Here is a 17,047-nt window from a genome sequence, read left to right as displayed (position 1 = left end):
TAAAACTAAAAACCAAACAAAGGCAAGCCTAAAAGCTTACCTTTGGCCTAAATCCATCGCTTAACTCAGGGATTAAAACATTGTCAAAAAAGTGCGATATTTTAGTACTTTTACCAAGAGCAGCAAGATATATTATATAATTAGCCAAAACCTTTTTACCATAAATCCTACTCTCAGCATACGGCACTAAATCCATAGACAAAAATGGCTCATATCTGCTATATTCACCCTTACGCTCAAATAGATCCCCACGCAGTAGCATTCGCTTAGTAAAGCCGATTCCACCATTATAAGCATATGCTATAAATAGCGGATTATATAGATAATTTTCTAAATAATCTAAGTGGAAATTTGCAAATTTATAAGCAATTTGCGGCTTAAACATATCATCAATATCAAATTTATTCATTTCAAGTTTAGCAGCTATATCTTTAGCCAAAAACGGCATAAATTGCATCATCCCAAGAGCGTATGAAGTAGATATCGCACTAGGTACAAATCTACTCTCTTGTCTAGCAAGGGCTAAAATCAGTGCTTGCCGCCTGATATCTTTTGTACCAATGTATTCCATAAATGGCATCGGATAGAAGTGAATTTTATGATTATGCGCTCTTTCCATTATATAGCTATACTCTCCAAGGGTGCTTTGAGTATAAAATCTAGAAGCATATGAGATTAGCTCAGAGCTTGGCATTTTAGCTACTTTCTCTCTTGTGCGTTGCCATGTAAATGGGTCGGTATAATCATATTTTAATAACTCTTTTGTAGCTGGCCTTGGTACTGCTATTTTAATCTTTTCACCACTAGTAAATTCCCTAGCGTAAAGGCTATAGATATTGATATCAGCACTTTTAGCAATCTGTTCTAAAATATTCTCATCTTTAGTAATTAGATATATCCAAAAATTAGCATTATCTTTATTGCTAGCAAATTTGGATTTTGTAGCAGCTACTTTAAAAAACTCCACTGCCCTACTCTCATTATGCAATAAAATCGCATTTAACCCAAATATAAATGCCATATCGCTATTGAGTAGCTCAGCACTAACTCCTAATAAACTACTACGAAATTTGGCATTTTTTTTGTTAATTACGGAGTCTTGAACAATTGATTTAAATTGCCAATGATTTAGGCTATTTGTGATTAATTTTACACTTGGAATGTAGGTATTTAAAAACTCTTCTTTATTTTTAGCGGCTGCGTAGTGTCTAAAATATCCAACCGGATCACCAACTGCTATATAATAAGCTAGTGGGTCTGCTGTATTAAATCCTTGAATATAATTTACAAATTTAGAACCACTAGTTTTTAAGCGTGTTACTAAATCTGCCCTTTGGCTAGGCATTAAAGAGTTTATAAATCTAGCGCTTATAACCATATTTTGACATGTCCAATTAGCAGTATGAATATTGTTAAAATTATATTTAGAACAATCAGCTACTTTCTCTTTTATAGGGCCAATTTTTTTATCAAAAAGCGCTTTAATGCTACCTTGATAGCGAAAAATCTGCCCTTGTAATTTCTTTAGTTGAGCCTTGCTAGCTTTTTTTTCATTAGCAAATCTATATATATAATAATCCTTGACTAGTCCTTTTGGTGCTGTTTTTAAATTCTCATAGCTTGGCACACTAGCCCAAAGCGGTATAACCAAAAAAGTTAAAAATAGACTAAATTTGATAAGCCAACGCACGGATATATCCTAATACAAATCTACTTATAAACTCCAAAGCAAGAAGTATTATAATAGGCGCTATATCGATCCCACCAAAAACTGTTGGAATTCTAAGCTTTCTTATGAGATTATACGCTGGGGCGCTAAGGCGATAAAGTAACTGGACAATAGGATTAAATGGATCTGGTCTTACCCAGCTCACAAGCGCTGCAGCTATGATTATAAATGTATAAGCTCTTATTACTATTTCTAAAATATCAACCACTGATATTATAAAATGGGATAAAATCGTCATTTGGCTACAATCTCCTTAATATCAGATCTTATCAATGGATATAGATCTTTAAGCTCTGGGCCATGCTCAGCGCCCGTTAAAAGCAATCTAAGTGGCATAAATAGCGATTTACCTTTTAAATTTGTCTCATCAGATATCACAATTTTAAGTTCATCAAAGCTATGTGGAATTTGCATATTTAAGATAACTTTTCTTATCTCATCTGCTTCTTTTTGCCATTGTGGTGGGATAATTTTGGCTGAGTTAATAGCGTCAATTTTGGCTATTATTTCAGGGATTAAGCTACTTTCTTGAGTATAGAATCTAGCTAAATCTGGCGAGCTAAATCCAAGCTCAACTAGCCTATCATCACTAGCGAGTTTGATATGCTCTCTATTGATTTGAGCGAGCTTTTCTTCGCTAAATTTAGCTGGTGAGCGTGAAATATTGCTTATATCAAACCAACTAGCAGCCTCTTGAATAGTAAAGATTTCACACGGCGTTTTATTGCCTATTAATATTAGATAATTTGCTATCGCCTCAGGCATATAACCCTTATCCAAAAGATAACTAACAGAAGAGCTATTATCCCTTTTGCTCATCTTTTTACCATCCATATTTAGGATTATAGGCAAGTGAGCGTAGCTTATCTCTTGAGTATATCCTAGGGCTTCTCTAATCAAATTTTGCTTTGGAGTATTGCTTACATGATCTTCGCCCCTAATTATCATAGTTACACCCTCAAGCATATCATCAATCGCACAAGCGAAGTTATATGTAGGAGTTTTATCAGCTCTTAATAGCACAAAGCTATCGATATTTTCAGGCTCAAACACTATCTCGCCTTTAATCTTATCAACAAATTTTTGTGTTGTTTTAGGTGCTTTTAGCCTCAAAGCCGCTGGGCGTGGATTGTTTAAAATCTCTTCATCGCTTAAGTTTTCACAACTCCCATCATATCTATATGCTATGCCATTTCTAGCGGCTTCTTCTCTCTTTTTCTCTAGTGTCTCATCATCACAAAAACACAAAAAAGCTTTCTTATCTATTAAAAGCTTCGCCCCAAACTCTTGATGAAATTTAAGATTTTGGCTTTGATAATAAAGGGTATCCCATTTAATCCCAAATTTCTTTAAAATCTCCATTATCTCTTTATCTTTGCCCTCTATATTTCTCTCTTTATCAGTATCTTCTATACGAAGTATAAAGCCACTCTTATCTTGAAGTGAAGATATATAATTTAATATAGCAACTCTTAAATTCCCAATATGCATATCACCTGTTGGCGATGGCGCAAAACGATACATATCTTAATCCTTAAATTTAATTTTTTTATACTCTATAGGGTCGATTTTTCCACTATCTCTAAACCCTTTTAGTCTTAATAGACAGCTATCACACTCCCCACAAGCAGCGTCCCCGCTCTCATAGCAACTCCAAGTATTAGCTAGATTCACACCAAGCTCATAAGCCTTAGAGACTATTTGCGATTTTGATAACCCAATTAAAGGTGCTTTAAAGACAAACTCACATCCAGTACCTAAATTCACCGCTCTATTCATCGCTTTTAAAAACTCAAGCCGACAATCTGGATAGCCACTACTATCAGCCTCTACTAGTCCCATATATATAGCCTCGCAATTTCTCACCTGAGCCACACTCGCACCAATAGAGATAAAAATCCCATTTCTAAAGGCAACATAGGTATTTGGCAACTCCTTATCATTTAGTGAGTTTTTTGGAATTTCAATGCTTTTATCAGTGAGAGAATTCCCACCAACACTAGCTATAAAATCCGCATTAATCACAAATCTATCAATAATCCCTAAATCATCGCAAATTTTATCAAAGCACTCACGCTCTTTTAGCATTGTTCTTTGAGAGTAATCAAAATGTAACCCCACAATCTCATAGCCCTCACTCTTAGCGATGCTAGCTGCTACTGCGCTATCCATACCGCCACTTATAATACACAAAGCCCTACGCATTGATATTAGCCATAATTTTATCTACCAAAGCTATAACGCCATTTTGAATTTCTAGCATATTTTGCTCTGAATTTGCTTCAAATCTAGTTACTATCACAGGAGTTGTATTAGACGCTCTTACTAATCCCCAGCCATTTTCAAATTTAATTCTTACCCCATCAATATCGATAATATCAACTATCTTTGGTAGCCCATTATCAGCTCTATTTAACTCAATTTTTAACGCCTCTATAATCTTAAATTTACTCTCATCATCGGCTTTTATCTTCATCTCATCAGTTGAATATAGCTTAGGTAATTTATCTAACTCCCCGTCCAAATCAAATCCATTTGCTATTAGCTCAAGCACCCTTATCATCGCATATACCCCATCATCAAAACCAAAAAATCTCTCTTTGAAAAATATATGCCCACTCACTTCAGCCGCCATATCGATATTTAACTCTTTCATAGCTTTTTTGATATTGCTATGACCGGTTTTGCCCATGAAGCTTTTACCGATTTTATCTATCTCATCATACATATTTTGACTACATTTGACCTCGCCTAAAACTCTAGGATTTTTCATATTTTTAGCATACAAATAGGCTAAATCATCCCCTTTTATCGTGCGTTTTGGCGTTAAAACCGCTATCCTATCAGCATCCCCATCAAATCCAAACCCAATATCATAGCCATTTTTCAAAGCCTCTTTTAGCTCTTTTATATTCTTCTCTTCACTAGGATCTGGATGGTGATTTGGAAACTCTCCATCAGGCTCTGGATATAGCACATTAAACTCCAGCCCAAGCGCCTTAGCTATAGGCATTAGAGTTATACCCGCTACGCCATTTCCCGCATCGCAAATAATCTTTGTCTTTAGCCCTTTAAGATGCGAAAATTCCTTAGCATAAAAATCCACATATGAGCTTAAAATATCAAATTTAATAGCACTAAAATTATCTTTAACCACTCCACCACTAGCTATAAATTTATTAACGGCATCTTTTAAAGCTTGTAAATCATCACCAAAATAGCTATCTTTTTTAATCGTAATCTTAAATCCATTATACTCCTTTGGATTATGGCTACCAGTTATCATCACATTAGCATCAAATTTATCCGTAAAAACGCTAAAATACCCAACCGGCGTAGGCAACATCCCAATATCATAAATCTCAAGCCCAGCCGCATTAAATCCACTCACTAAATACCCAAATAAATCCATAGCCGAAACCCTAGCATCATATCCTACGCTTACACTCTTTACTCCACGGCTTTTCATCACATTGCCAAGGCATATTCCTATTGCTTTGACGCTTTGCTCATTTAAATCTTTTTGGTAAATTCCTCTTATATCATACTCTCTAAATATAGAATCAAACATATTTTAGCCTTAAATCAATAATAAGGCGAGAATTCTAGCCAAATTTTTATAATCATTAGTTTAAATTTTATAAATTTTAATACGCATTTAATAGCTATTTTGTCTTTTTTGGTTATAATCACACCTATGAAACAGATAATAGTAAATTCAATCACAAAAAATGTAAATTCCAACACACTTTCTCAGTTGCGAGCTGAGCTTGGCTTTGATGATAGCGTGATTACCATATATAAAGGCTTTGCTACTAATGATGATTTAGAGCTAAGCGATGGTGATAGCGTAGTTTTTATAAACAAAGGCGAGCTTCCGCCAAAAGAGTGCTTAAAAGAGATGATGAGAGCTAGAAATAGCCCTGAGGTAAATATCGCTCTTGATAGCGCTAAAGTCGGTATAGCTGGGCTTGGTGGCCTTGGTAGTAGCGTGGCTATAGCCTTAGCTAGAGTTGGGGTAAGCTCTTTAAAATTAGTCGATTTCGATACCGTAGATCCATCAAATTTAAATCGCCAACAATACTTCATAGATGACCTTGGCAAATACAAAACCCAAGCTCTAGCAGATATAATCGCCAAAATTAATCCATTTGTAAGCGTAGAGATAGAGACCATAAAACTAGATGAAAACAATATAAATTTAGTATTTCAAAACTATGATATAGTCGCTGAATGCTTTGATAATCCTAAAGCCAAAGCTATGCTTATAAACAATCTCAAAAACAAAATTATAGTCGCCGCAAGCGGCATGGCAGGATATGGTAGAAGCGATGATATCAAAACAATCCAAATGGCTAAAAACCTCTATATCTGCGGAGATTTAAAAAGTGCTGCTAGCATAGGAAATGGCCTTATGGCTCCAAGGGTCGGTATCTGTGCTATGAAACAAGCAAATCAAATTTTAGATATTTTAATAAAGCGAGTAAAAGATAATGGATAAACTAAATTTAGGCGGAAGGCTATTTGATTCTAGATTTATTATGGGAAGTGGCAAATTTGACCCCGAGCTAATCACCGCTTGTATAGAAGAAGCAAACGCTCAAATCATCACCCTAGCAATCCGCAGAGTAAATAAAGATAGCGATATAAGCATAACCAAATTTATCCCCCAAAATATCACCCTACTACCAAACACAAGTGGTGCTAGAGACGCTAGTGAAGCCCTTAGAATCGCCCGTTTAGGCAGAGAGCTTGGCTGTGGCGATATGATAAAAATAGAAGTAATTAGAGATAGCAAATTCCTACTACCTGATAACTATCAAACATTAAAAGCCGTTGAGCTTTTAGCTAGTGATGGCTTTATCCCACTTGCTTATATGATGCCAGACCTAGTCGCTGCTAGAGATATGGCAAATGCCGGCGCAGCAGCCATCATGCCCTTAGCCGCACCAATCGGATCAAATAAAGGCCTAAGCAATAAAGATATAATCCAAATTTTAATAGATGAAATAGACCTACCAATCATCGTAGATGCCGGTATCGGCCGCCCTAGCCAAGCGTGCGAGGCTATGGAGATGGGTTGCGCTGCTGTGATGGTAAATACCGCTATTGCCACAGCTGGTGATATAAGAGCCATGGCAAGAGCCTTTAAAAACGCCGTTATAGCCGGTAGAGACGCCTATCTAGCTAAATTTGGTAGAGTTATAAATACCGCTCAAGCTAGCTCGCCACTAACTGGATTTTTAGGACAATAGATGAAATTCATACAAAAAACAGACCCAATGGATTATCTACCATCGCAAGAGCAGATCAAAAGCGATATAATGCTAAGGGTTTTAAATGAACGCCAAAATGTGGATTTTGATAAATTCAGTGCCTTTGATGTCCAAAAAGCCTTAGATAAAGATAATCTAAATTTAACAGACCTACAAGCCCTTTTAAGCCCAGTAGCTGCTAATTTCCTTGAAGAGATGGTAGCCAAAGCCAAAGCCACCAAAGAGCGATATTTCGGTAAAAATATCTATCTTTTTACCCCGCAATACATAGCAAATCACTGCGATAATAACTGCGTTTATTGCGGATTTAAAGTGGGTAATGATATCAAAAGAGCGCAATTAGACGAAAATGATATCATCAAAGAACTAGAAAATATCGCTAAAACCGGATTAAAAGAGATACTCATCCTAACAGGCGAATCCCAAACCAAAACACCGCTAAATTATATCGCAAACGCTTGTAGATTAGCTAAAAAATATTTTGATATAGTTGGTGTTGAAATTTATCCATTAAATAGCGATGAATACGCTATTTTACACGATAACGGCGTGGATTTTGTAACCGTTTTTCAAGAGACTTATAACCCTATAAAATATGGCAAAATTCATCTATACGGCAACAAAAGAGTCTTTCCATATAGATTTAACGCTCAAGAAAGAGCATTAATAGGCGGTATGCGTGGCGTGGCATTTGCGGCACTTCTTGGGATCGATGACTGGCGCAAAGATGCTATGGCAACCGCTCTTCACGCATCCTTAATCCAAGCCAAATACCCTCACGCAGAAATTTCCATCTCCGTTCCACGCCTAAGACCGATTATCAATAACAATAAGATAAACCCACGAGATGTAACCGAACGAGCCTTATTACAAGTGATCGCTGCTTATAGACTGTTTTTACCATACGCCAATATAACGCTTAGTAGCCGTGAGAGTGCGTATTTTAGAGATCATGCCATAGCTCTTGGCGTCACTAAAGTCTCAGCCGGAGTAAGCGTAGCTATCGGCGAACACGGTGGCAAAGATGATGAAAGCAAGGGTGATGGACAATTTGAAATAAGCGATAATAGAGATGTCAATCAAATGAAAATCGCTATCAAAAATGCTGGTTTAACACCAGTAATGAGTGATTATATATACACAGGAGAATAAAATGAATAACGACCCAATTTTAGATGGTAGTCAATGCCCTTTTAGCGCAATGACAGCTAAAATTAAAGCAATTTTTAGAAAAATATTTAAACAAGGCTAAATATTTTAGCTTAAACTTTTAACCAATCATTACTAGCTAACCTACTAGTTAGTAATATTTTAAATAATATCAAGATTGATTTAAATTTTGATAATCTATTAAAATTTATTACAACTTATAAAATATCTTTTATTATAAACTTCTACCAAAACTTTGGAACACCATTTGCTTAGGGCTTTTATAACTTAATAATATTTCTATAAAAGGACTTATAATGGGTTTTAGAATCAACACAAATGTAGCAGCCTTAAATGCGCATGCTAACTCTGTAGTAAATGATAGAGCACTTACTGGCTCTCTTGGTCGCCTTAGCTCAGGGCTTAGAATTCAAACAGCAGCTGATGATGCTTCTGGTATGGCGATAGCTGATAGTCTTCGCTCTCAAGCTAACTCCCTAGGTCAAGCCATATCTAATGGTAATGATGCTGTAGGTATCATCCAAACTGCTGATAAAGCTATGGATGAACAGATTAAAATACTTGATACTATTAAAACCAAAGCTATCCAAGCAGCTCAAGATGGTCAAAATGCTGATTCTAGAAGAGCACTTCAAAATGATATTAGCAGACTTCTTGAAGAACTAGATATGATAGCTACTACTACAAGCTTTAATGGCCAACAACTACTAAATGGAAATTTTTCAAATAAAAACTTCCAAATAGGTGCTTATAGTAATGAAACTGCAAAAGTAAGCATAGGTGCTACAAACTCAAATACNCTAAAAAATGTGGTAGCTTCTAATATTTCTCAAATGGCAGATGCAGTTGTAAAACTTAGCGGAATCGATGGATATCCGGGTGGTTATGTATTTCAAACTATTAGCGCAAAAACATTACAAACAGATGGTTTAAAAGCTGTAGCTGAAATGATGAATGGCGTAAGCGATAAAACTGGTATAAGAGCTGAAGTTAATAATACGCAAATATTTGGCCAAGCAATTGTTGCTGGTACAATTAAAGATTTTATGATTAATGGTGTAAAAATCGGTAATATTACCGTAAAAGCTAATGATAGCGACAATGCTCTAATCGGTGCAATCAACGCTAAAAAAGATGAAACCGGAGTAGAAGCAAGCCTAGAAAATGGTAGACTAGTTTTAGCTGCTAAAGATGGTAGAGCTATTAGGCTTGGTTCAACATCTACTGGTGCTAATACTGTATTTGGTGCTAAAACGGGTGCTTCATTAGCTGGAGATGCGCATTCGGCTGGTACGGTTTATTTAGGTCAAATCACATTTATTCGCCAAGATGCTAGAGATATTAAAGTTGGTTTAGGTGGTATATCCTTAGTATCTGGTTTTACTGCTGGTGACGCTATGATAACCGCTGCTAATGCATCAACTGGTTATGCTCAAGCTTCAGTAAATTTAAAATATATGAACGCAGGAACAATTGTTTCAGATACGGCTAACGCAATGGGCTTTTTTAGAGGTGGCGAAGCATCTACTGGAACAGCTCAAGCTGGAGGAGTTAACACATATGCAGGTGCTCAAGCTATGATAGATGTAGCTGAAGCAGCTAGAAAAACTCTAGACAGGCTAAGAGCTGACCTAGGTTCAGTACAAAACCAATTAATAGCTACGCTAAATAACATCACAGTTACTCAAGTAAATGTAAAATCAGCTGAAAGCCAAATTCGTGATGTAGACTTTGCTAGTGAGAGTGCAAACTTCTCTAAATATAACATTCTAGCCCAAAGCGGAAGCTACGCTATGAGTCAGGCAAATGCTGTACAGCAAAATGTCTTAAAGCTGCTACAATAAGTTAGTTTTAGTACTACGCCTAAACACAAGGCGTAGTAATCTTTTATATAAATTTAATTAATCACACTACTAGGGATATTTGCAATCCTATCAGCTTTGTGCTATCTCATCAATCTCACAGACCATTCCAATTCACCTATGCTCGATACATATCCAGTATCAATACACTGCCATAGATACTCCATCTCTACCTAGAAGCCTTGGAGAGTGTAGAAGAATTTTTTACTATTGTATTCATTTTTGATAAATCTTACTATCTCTTCGCATAGTAGTTTGCTATATTTACATTTTTGCATCTAGATATCTCCCTTTTTCTATGTGATTAAACTCAGGTAAAACTTGCATAAATTCCGCCATTATCGCATCTTTATCAAATTTTCCATCTGCTATCATTGATTTTATATTTGCCTCAAATGTATTTAGACCTGCCCCATTTATCACCGGCTCATTCTCTATCACGCCAATACTAGCAAACCGCTCCATATCTAACTGCTCATTATCTGTGTAAAACTCCTCATAATCTTTCTCGCCAGTTGTATCGCTACTACCAAATAGGCACGCCCATTGTCCATTTTGCGCTAGTTGAGCAGCCTTTGCTCTAGCCTCATCTTCATTTTTGCATATATATGGCTCATAGCCTTTAGAATGTAGATAACGCACCGCTATATCACTGAATTTTATCAAATTTAGCTTCTCATCTAGCTTTGGAAAGAAAATCTCTCTATTTTCTCCAAATATCGCACTTAATAAACATAATTCGCCAGATTCCTTAGGTGTTATAAAATATCTACGAACATCATTTGGTGCTACAATTGGCTGGAGCTTTTTGATTCGTTGTTCAAATCCGTGTAATAAGCTTCCATCGCTAAAGGCGACATTTGCAAATCTAGCCATACTTACTGGTGTTAAATTTGATCTGTAAAATGCAAACATCTCCATAATTCGTTTACTAGCCCCCATCATATTAGCAGGATTGGCCGCTTTATCGCTACTAACAGTGAAATATCTTTTTGAGCGTTTCATCAATTCATCACTATTGAATATATTTGTTTGAATTAGTCGCATTAATGTATATGGATCCTTTTCGCTTCTTACATGCTTTAAAGCGCTTAAATTTAGCACATAATCATACTCTTTAGAATCCATAAAATCAGCAAATATCTGCGATCCAGCATCTATAGCATAGGTAGCAAACTCACCTTGTATATAACCATAACTACTTCTAATATCACGCACTAACTCTACTAAGTTATTTTCACTAATATCAACTACATCAAGACGCATTGGCTCTCTAGCAAATATCTCTTTTACTACCGCTGAGCCGATACTACCAGCGCCACCAACTACTAAAAATTTAGAACTAGAAATACGCTCATTTAATTCATCTTTAAGTCTAGCCATATCACTATCAAATAGCGACTCACTCCTACCTATAAGATTTAAAACATCAATCATTTTATACTCTTTTTTTGATTATATTTTACCAACTTATAGCTGAATTTAGTAAATTTAATACTCTTTTACCTCTGGTTTCCCAGAGGTAAAAAGGACTTGTAAAGTTTAATGAGTTTTAAAAGTGCGAGTTGATTAAATCACTCTACGAACGACCGCACACCGTGAGTAGAGTTAAGAGACTTTTATCATTGCATAGCAATGAAATGTATATTACTAAAACTAACTTATTGTAGTAGTTTTAAGACATTTTGCTGTACAGCATTTGCCTGACTCATAGCGTAGCTTCCGCTTTGGGCTAGAATGTTATATTTAGAGAAGTTTGCACTCTCACTAGCAAAGTCTACATCACGAATTTGGCTTTCGGCTGATTTTACATTTACTTGAGTAACTGTGATGTTATTTAGTGTAGCTATTAATTGGTTTTGTACTGAACCTAGGTCAGCTCTGATCCTATCTAGAGTTTTTCTAGCTGATTCAGCTACATCAACCATAGCCTGAGCACCACCATAAGTATTTACACCGCCATTTTGGTCTGTCAACTGACCAGCATTAGAGGCTCCGCCATCAAAATACCCCATTGCTTTAGCAATAGCTGCACTAATTGTTCCTGAGTTCATATATTTTAAATTTACGCTAGCAGCATTATATGTAGCCGAAGCAGATACTGCCTCACTAATAGGAGCTGCAGACATACCGCTAATAGCAGATAGACCACCTTGCAAGCCAATTTTAATATCTCTAGCATCTTGGCGGATAAATGTTATTTGGCCCAATAATAACGCACCACCAGATGTAGAATAAAGAGCGCTTGTACCAGCAGTATATCCACCCATAAAGCTTGCACCAGATAAAATATTTAATCTAATAGCCCTACCATCTTTACTAGCTAAAACTAGTTTTCCATTTTGCAAACTAGCCTCTACTCCGGTTTCATCTTTTTTAGCGTTGATTGCACCAATTAAAACATTATCGCTATCATTTGTTTTTGTAGTGATATTTCCAATAGTTATACCATTAATAATTAAGCCTTTAATAGAACCAGCTGATATGGTATTGCTAAAGATTTGAGTATTATTAACTTTTGCTCTTACGCCAGTTTTATCACTTACACCATTCATCATCTCAGCTATTGCTTTATAGCCTTCAGTTCTAAAAATCTTATAATCAAGTTTTTCAAATTCATAGCCATTAGGATATCCATCAATTCCGCTAAGTTTTACACTAGCACTCACATTGGAAATTGTACTAAATGATGAATATCTTGCATTATTTGTAGTCTCAAACCTAGTATGCCCAATAGTATTTGAGTTTGTAGCACCTATGCTTACTTTAGCTGTTTCATTGCTATAAGCACCAATTTGGAAGTTTTTGTTTGAAAAATTTCCATTTAGTAGTTGTTGGCCATTAAAGCTTGTAGTAGTAGCTATCATATCTAGTTCTTCAAGAAGTCTGCTAATATCATTTTGAAGTGCTCTTCTAGAATCAGCATTTTGACCATCTTGTGCTGCTTGAATAGCTTTGGTTTTAATGGTATCAAGTATTTTAATCTGTTCATCCATAGCTTTATCTGCAGTTTGAATGATACCTACAGCATCATTAGCGTTAGCAACGGCTTGACCTAGGGAGTTAGCTTGAGAGCGAAGACTATCAGCAATAGCCATACCAGAAGCATCATCAGCTGCTGTTTGAATTCTAAGGCCTGAGCTAAGGCGACCAAGAGAGCCAGTAAGTGCTCTATCATTTACTACAGAGTTAGCATGCGCATTTAAGGCTGCTACGTTTGTGTTAATTCTAAAACTCATCTTTAAGTCCTTTTCTTAAAAAATTAAAAGTTCGATGGGGTATAAGCAATGTGTGTTCCAAAATTTGAAATTTGTCAAAAATTTAAATTTTTATACCCAAATATATGAAAATCAAAATTGAATTTAGAGTAAATTTTAAATTATCTCATAAAATTTATATTAAAAATTTCTTAATTAAGTAAATTTTTATAGAGTTTTTGATATTATGCCAAATATTTTTTAAAAAAGGAGTATAAATGGATGCGATAAACACCCTATTTATAATGCTTTGTTCGCTATTGGTTTTGCTAATGACTCCATCACTAGCAATGTTTTATTCTGGACTAGTTCAAGCTAAAAATGCATTAAATACTATAATGAATTGTTTCATAGTCTTTGGATTAGTATCATTTACTTGGATATTTGTTGGCTTTTCATTAGCTTATGAGGGTGACTACCTTGGTATTATAGGTGATCTTTCGGCTGCTTTTTTAAATGGCGTTAATGGTGTAAATGCTAATGGAGTCCCGCAACTTCTAAATGTGATATACCAAATGATGTTTGCCCTAATAGCAAGTGCCGTTATCACAGGATCGCTTGTTGGGCGTGTAAAGCTTAGTGTTTTAGCGATATTTTTGATCTTTTGGAGTATTTTGGTCTATGCTATTTTGGCTCATATGATCTGGGATGAGCAAGGATTTTTACTAACTCGTGGTGGGCTAGATTTCGCTGGTGGCGGTGTCGTTCATATCAGTGCGGGGACAGCTGGGTTAATCGGCGTTTTGATGGTTGGTGCTAGAAAAGAGATAGCACATATCAGTGAGCAAGCTCACTCTATACCTTATGCCTTTTTAGGTGGTATTTTGCTATTTATAGGTTGGTTAGGATTTAACTCAGGTAGCGCTGGAAAGGTAGATGAAATCGCCGTAAATGCCTTTATAGTTACTATTATTTCAGCTTCTAGCGGATATATAGCTTGGATATGTATGGAAATTCTAAATAGACAAAAACCTAGTATATTAGGCTCTTTAAGTGGCTTAGTAGCTGGACTTGTAGGTATCACACCAGGTTGCGGATATGTAGGCATAGCAGCTAGTATAATAATCGGCGCTAGCACAGCTATTGTCTGTTTTTGGGGGTTGATAGTTATCAAATACAAACTCAAACTAGATGACTCATTAGACGCCTTTTCATTACATGGATTTGGCGGTATATGGGGCGCTTTGTGTGTGGGGCTATTTGCTACTAAAGAGATAAATCCTAGTATTGAATTTGAAGGATTATTTGTAAGCTTTAATCCGCATTTGCTTTTAGAGCAGATTATGGGGGTTGTGGTTTGCTTTGGGATTTCGGCTATTATTAGCTTTGTGATATTTAAGGTTATATCATATTTTACCCCGCTTCGTGTAGATAGTGAGCATGAGAGCCTGGGTCTAGATGCTAGCCTACACGGCGAGAGCGCTTATAAAAGATAAAGTTTAAACTATCTTCATACTATGAAATTCGCAGATTAATGGTATTTGAGCCCACTAAATCTGCGAAATTAAATTCCAAAATTCTTAAATCAAATTATATCGATTTTATAATACCAGTAAATTATCATTATTTGAGCTATTTTACAATTCTTGTTAATAATATATTAATTTATGCTATAATATTTGACAATAATCAAAAATTCAAAGGGCAAAATATGGATATTAGCAAAGAGGTAAATTTTATTTGGAATATAGCTGATAAGCTCCGTGGAGCCTACACCAGTGATAAATATAAAGATGTGATTATCCCAATGGTTATTTTACGCAGATTTGAGTGCGCCTTAGCTGATACCAAAAACAAAGTGCTAGAAAAGTATAATAGCGAAAAAAACTGCCCAGCACAAGTGCTAAAAAACTTAAGCGGATATAAATTTTATAACACAAGCAAATTTGATCTAAAAGAGCTTAGAAATGACCAAAACAACATAAAAGCAAATTTGAAAAATTATATAGATGGTTTTAGCGACAATATCAAAGAGATATTTGAAAATCTAGAATTCCAAAAACAGATAGACAAAATGAGTAAAGAAAACTGCCTTTTTAGCATCATCAAAGCTTTTAGCGAACTTGACTTAGATCCCAAAATCGTCCCAAATCACACAATGGGCTATATATTTGAAGAGCTAATCCGCAAATTTAGCGAAAATGCAGAAGCCGGAGATCACTATACAGGTCGTGATATCATCGCTTTAATGGTAGATATTTTGCTTTTTGGTGTCGATATACAAGGCGATAATAAAGTAATTTCAGTCCTAGATCAAGCTTGTGGAACAGGCGGAATGCTAAGCATAGCAAATGAAAAGCTAAAAGCGCAAAACAATAAAGCACAAATTTATCTATACGGCCAAGAGATCAACGGCGAGAGCTACGCTATCTGTAAAGCCGATATACTCATAAAAGGGCAAAATGAAAAAAATATTTTAAAAACAGATACTCTAAAAAACAATGAATTCCCAAATGAAAAATTTGATTTTATTATCGAAAATCCACCATTTGGCACTTCATGGGGTGGAGAAAAAGCAAAAGATGGTGTAGAAGACGCTGTAAAACTAGCCTATGAGAGCAAATCTCGCTTTTTGGCAGGACTACCAGCCAAAAGCGATGCGCAACTTCTCTTTTTACAATCAGCCCTAGAAAAGGTCAAAGATAATGGCAAAATCGCCATCATCCAAAATGGCTCTCCGCTATTTAGCGGCGATACCACCTCAGGCGAGAGTCAAATTCGCCGCTATCTACTAGAAAATGACTATATAGATAGCATTATCGCCTTGCCAACAGAACTTTTTTATAACACTGGAATCGCTACTTATATATGGATACTACGCAAATCCAAGCCAAATGAAAGAAAAGGCAAACTAGCACTAATCGACGCTAGTAGCTTCTATATAAAGCTTAGAAAATCAATGGGCAATAAAAGAAACGAGCTAAACGAGCAAAATATAGCACAAATTACCCAAATTTACAAAGATTTTAAAGAGAGTGAGCATTGTAAAATCTATAATAATAGCGAATTTATCTATAAAGAATACACCATAATGACCCCACTTCAAAAGAGCTATACCATCACAGATGAGAGCCTAGAAAGCTTGAAATCTGCCTTTTATAATGACACCAAAATAACAGAATTAGAAAACAAAGATGAACTAACCCAAAAAGAGCAAAAAGAGCTAAGCAAACAAAAAGAGGCCAAAGAGCTTGCTAGTGTGATAATAAGCAAATTAAATAACCATAAAGATGGTAAAAAATATCTAAACAAAGATGAATTTATCAGCTTTTTAAAGCAAATTTTAGATATCAAAGATACCAAAACACTAGACAAAATAGCCAAAATATTTAGCCGTGATGACGATGAAGCACAAATTCAAAGAGATAAAAAAGGCGAGATTATCTACGATAAAGATAACCGTGATAGCGAGATAATCAACATTAACGCTAACATCGATGAATACATGAAAAACGAAGTCTTGCCACATTTGCCACTAGCAAAAGCCTTTGATGAGGGCAAAATCGGTGCCGAAATTCCATTTACTCGCTATTTCTACAAATACCAAAGCCCTAAAAGCACTGATGAGATAAAACTAGAATTCAAAAACCTAGAAAAAGAAGCAATTGAGCTTGAAAGTGGTATTTTTGATGAGTGATAAAAGAAATAATATAAAAGAGTTTAGGGTACCATCTCTTGCGAGTATTCACCTAAGTCATGGTGATTTGATCCCTAAACTGAGTGAACTATATAGTATTTTTTCTTATAAGTTTA

Annotated in this window: 13 protein-coding genes; 6 read left to right on the top strand and 7 right to left on the bottom strand. The window is 35.7% G+C overall.

Annotated features, from left to right (window positions below):
• Positions 1–28: 28 nt before the first annotated feature.
• Genes CIGNP109_RS00975 through CIGNP109_RS00955 form a run of 5 tightly spaced genes read right to left on the bottom strand, consistent with a single transcriptional unit; the run spans position 29 to position 5,300 of the window.
• A complete protein-coding gene (locus CIGNP109_RS00975) occupies positions 29–1,690 on the bottom strand; it encodes a lytic transglycosylase domain-containing protein (protein WP_086227859.1) in 1,662 nt (553 codons plus the stop codon).
• Positions 1,668–1,967: a YggT family protein gene (locus tag CIGNP109_RS00970; RefSeq protein WP_086224214.1), complete on the bottom strand. Its 300-nt coding sequence runs from the start codon at positions 1,965–1,967 to the stop codon at positions 1,668–1,670. Before CIGNP109_RS00970 ends, CIGNP109_RS00975 begins: the two co-directional genes overlap by 23 nt.
• Entirely contained in the window at positions 1,964–3,253 is a 1,290-nt protein-coding gene (gene gltX, locus CIGNP109_RS00965; RefSeq protein WP_086227858.1) for a glutamate--tRNA ligase, read from the bottom strand. The genes CIGNP109_RS00970 and gltX overlap by 4 nt, the downstream gene beginning before the upstream one ends.
• A 3-nt stretch (positions 3,254–3,256) precedes the next feature.
• Positions 3,257–3,934, bottom strand: a complete 678-nt coding sequence (gene queC, locus CIGNP109_RS00960; RefSeq protein ID WP_086227857.1) for a 7-cyano-7-deazaguanine synthase QueC — start codon at positions 3,932–3,934, stop codon at positions 3,257–3,259.
• Positions 3,927–5,300: a phosphomannomutase/phosphoglucomutase gene (locus CIGNP109_RS00955; protein ID WP_086227856.1), complete on the bottom strand. Its 1,374-nt coding sequence runs from the start codon at positions 5,298–5,300 to the stop codon at positions 3,927–3,929. Before CIGNP109_RS00955 ends, queC begins: the two co-directional genes overlap by 8 nt.
• Before the next feature lie 126 nt (positions 5,301–5,426).
• Between CIGNP109_RS00955 and thiF the strand changes: the two genes are divergently transcribed.
• The 4 genes from thiF (at position 5,427) to CIGNP109_RS00935 (ending at position 10,019) form a co-directional block, all read left to right on the top strand.
• Positions 5,427–6,230, top strand: a complete 804-nt coding sequence (thiF, locus tag CIGNP109_RS00950; protein ID WP_086224661.1) for a sulfur carrier protein ThiS adenylyltransferase ThiF — start codon at positions 5,427–5,429, stop codon at positions 6,228–6,230.
• Positions 6,223–6,984, top strand: coding sequence for a thiazole synthase (locus tag CIGNP109_RS00945; protein ID WP_086227855.1), 762 nt, complete (start codon positions 6,223–6,225; stop codon positions 6,982–6,984). The genes thiF and CIGNP109_RS00945 overlap by 8 nt, the downstream gene beginning before the upstream one ends.
• A complete protein-coding gene (gene thiH / locus CIGNP109_RS00940) occupies positions 6,985–8,157 on the top strand; it encodes a 2-iminoacetate synthase ThiH (RefSeq protein WP_086227188.1) in 1,173 nt (390 codons plus the stop codon).
• 314 nt (positions 8,158–8,471) lie between these two features.
• Complete coding sequence (locus CIGNP109_RS00935; RefSeq protein ID WP_086227854.1) at positions 8,472–10,019, top strand: flagellin B; 1,548 nt, start codon at positions 8,472–8,474, stop codon at positions 10,017–10,019.
• 282 nt (positions 10,020–10,301) lie between these two features.
• On the opposite strand, the gene CIGNP109_RS00930 is transcribed toward CIGNP109_RS00935, so the two are convergent.
• On the bottom strand, positions 10,302–11,474 hold the full coding sequence (locus CIGNP109_RS00930) for a UDP-N-acetylglucosamine 4,6-dehydratase (RefSeq protein ID WP_086227853.1): 1,173 nt from the start codon (positions 11,472–11,474) through the stop codon (positions 10,302–10,304).
• Positions 11,475–11,698: 224 nt separating this feature from the next.
• Complete coding sequence (locus CIGNP109_RS00925) at positions 11,699–13,276, bottom strand: flagellin B (RefSeq protein ID WP_086227852.1); 1,578 nt, start codon at positions 13,274–13,276, stop codon at positions 11,699–11,701.
• A gap of 236 nt (positions 13,277–13,512) precedes the next feature.
• Between CIGNP109_RS00925 and CIGNP109_RS00920 the strand changes: the two genes are divergently transcribed.
• A complete protein-coding gene (locus CIGNP109_RS00920; protein WP_086227851.1) occupies positions 13,513–14,730 on the top strand; it encodes an ammonium transporter in 1,218 nt (405 codons plus the stop codon).
• A 215-nt stretch (positions 14,731–14,945) separates the two neighbouring features.
• Positions 14,946–16,931 (top strand): type I restriction-modification system subunit M, encoded by a 1,986-nt coding sequence (locus CIGNP109_RS00915; RefSeq protein ID WP_086227850.1) that lies wholly within the window; start codon positions 14,946–14,948, stop codon positions 16,929–16,931.
• Positions 16,932–17,047: the final 116 nt, after the last annotated feature.

This window comes from Campylobacter sp. P0109, from assembly GCF_002138755.1.
Classification (GTDB): Bacteria; Campylobacterota; Campylobacteria; order Campylobacterales; family Campylobacteraceae; genus Campylobacter; species Campylobacter devanensis.
This window is presented reverse-complemented; position numbering and strand designations above follow the sequence as displayed.

Bases quoted from the DNA above. Each gene is read 5' to 3' on its own strand.
- CIGNP109_RS00945 (WP_086227855.1), top strand. From the start codon at position 6,223: ATGGATAAACTAAATTTAGGCGGAAGGCTATTTGATTCTAGATTTATT.
- gltX (WP_086227858.1), bottom strand. From the start codon at position 3,253: ATGTATCGTTTTGCGCCATCGCCAACAGGTGATATGCATATTGGGAAT.
- queC (WP_086227857.1), bottom strand. From the start codon at position 3,934: ATGCGTAGGGCTTTGTGTATTATAAGTGGCGGTATGGATAGCGCAGTA.
- CIGNP109_RS00920 (WP_086227851.1), top strand. From the start codon at position 13,513: ATGGATGCGATAAACACCCTATTTATAATGCTTTGTTCGCTATTGGTT.
- CIGNP109_RS00970 (WP_086224214.1), bottom strand. From the start codon at position 1,967: ATGACGATTTTATCCCATTTTATAATATCAGTGGTTGATATTTTAGAA.
- CIGNP109_RS00955 (WP_086227856.1), bottom strand. From the start codon at position 5,300: ATGTTTGATTCTATATTTAGAGAGTATGATATAAGAGGAATTTACCAA.
- CIGNP109_RS00925 (WP_086227852.1), bottom strand. From the start codon at position 13,276: ATGAGTTTTAGAATTAACACAAACGTAGCAGCCTTAAATGCGCATGCT.
- thiF (WP_086224661.1), top strand. From the start codon at position 5,427: ATGAAACAGATAATAGTAAATTCAATCACAAAAAATGTAAATTCCAAC.
- thiH (WP_086227188.1), top strand. From the start codon at position 6,985: ATGAAATTCATACAAAAAACAGACCCAATGGATTATCTACCATCGCAA.
- CIGNP109_RS00930 (WP_086227853.1), bottom strand. From the start codon at position 11,474: ATGATTGATGTTTTAAATCTTATAGGTAGGAGTGAGTCGCTATTTGAT.
- CIGNP109_RS00915 (WP_086227850.1), top strand. From the start codon at position 14,946: ATGGATATTAGCAAAGAGGTAAATTTTATTTGGAATATAGCTGATAAG.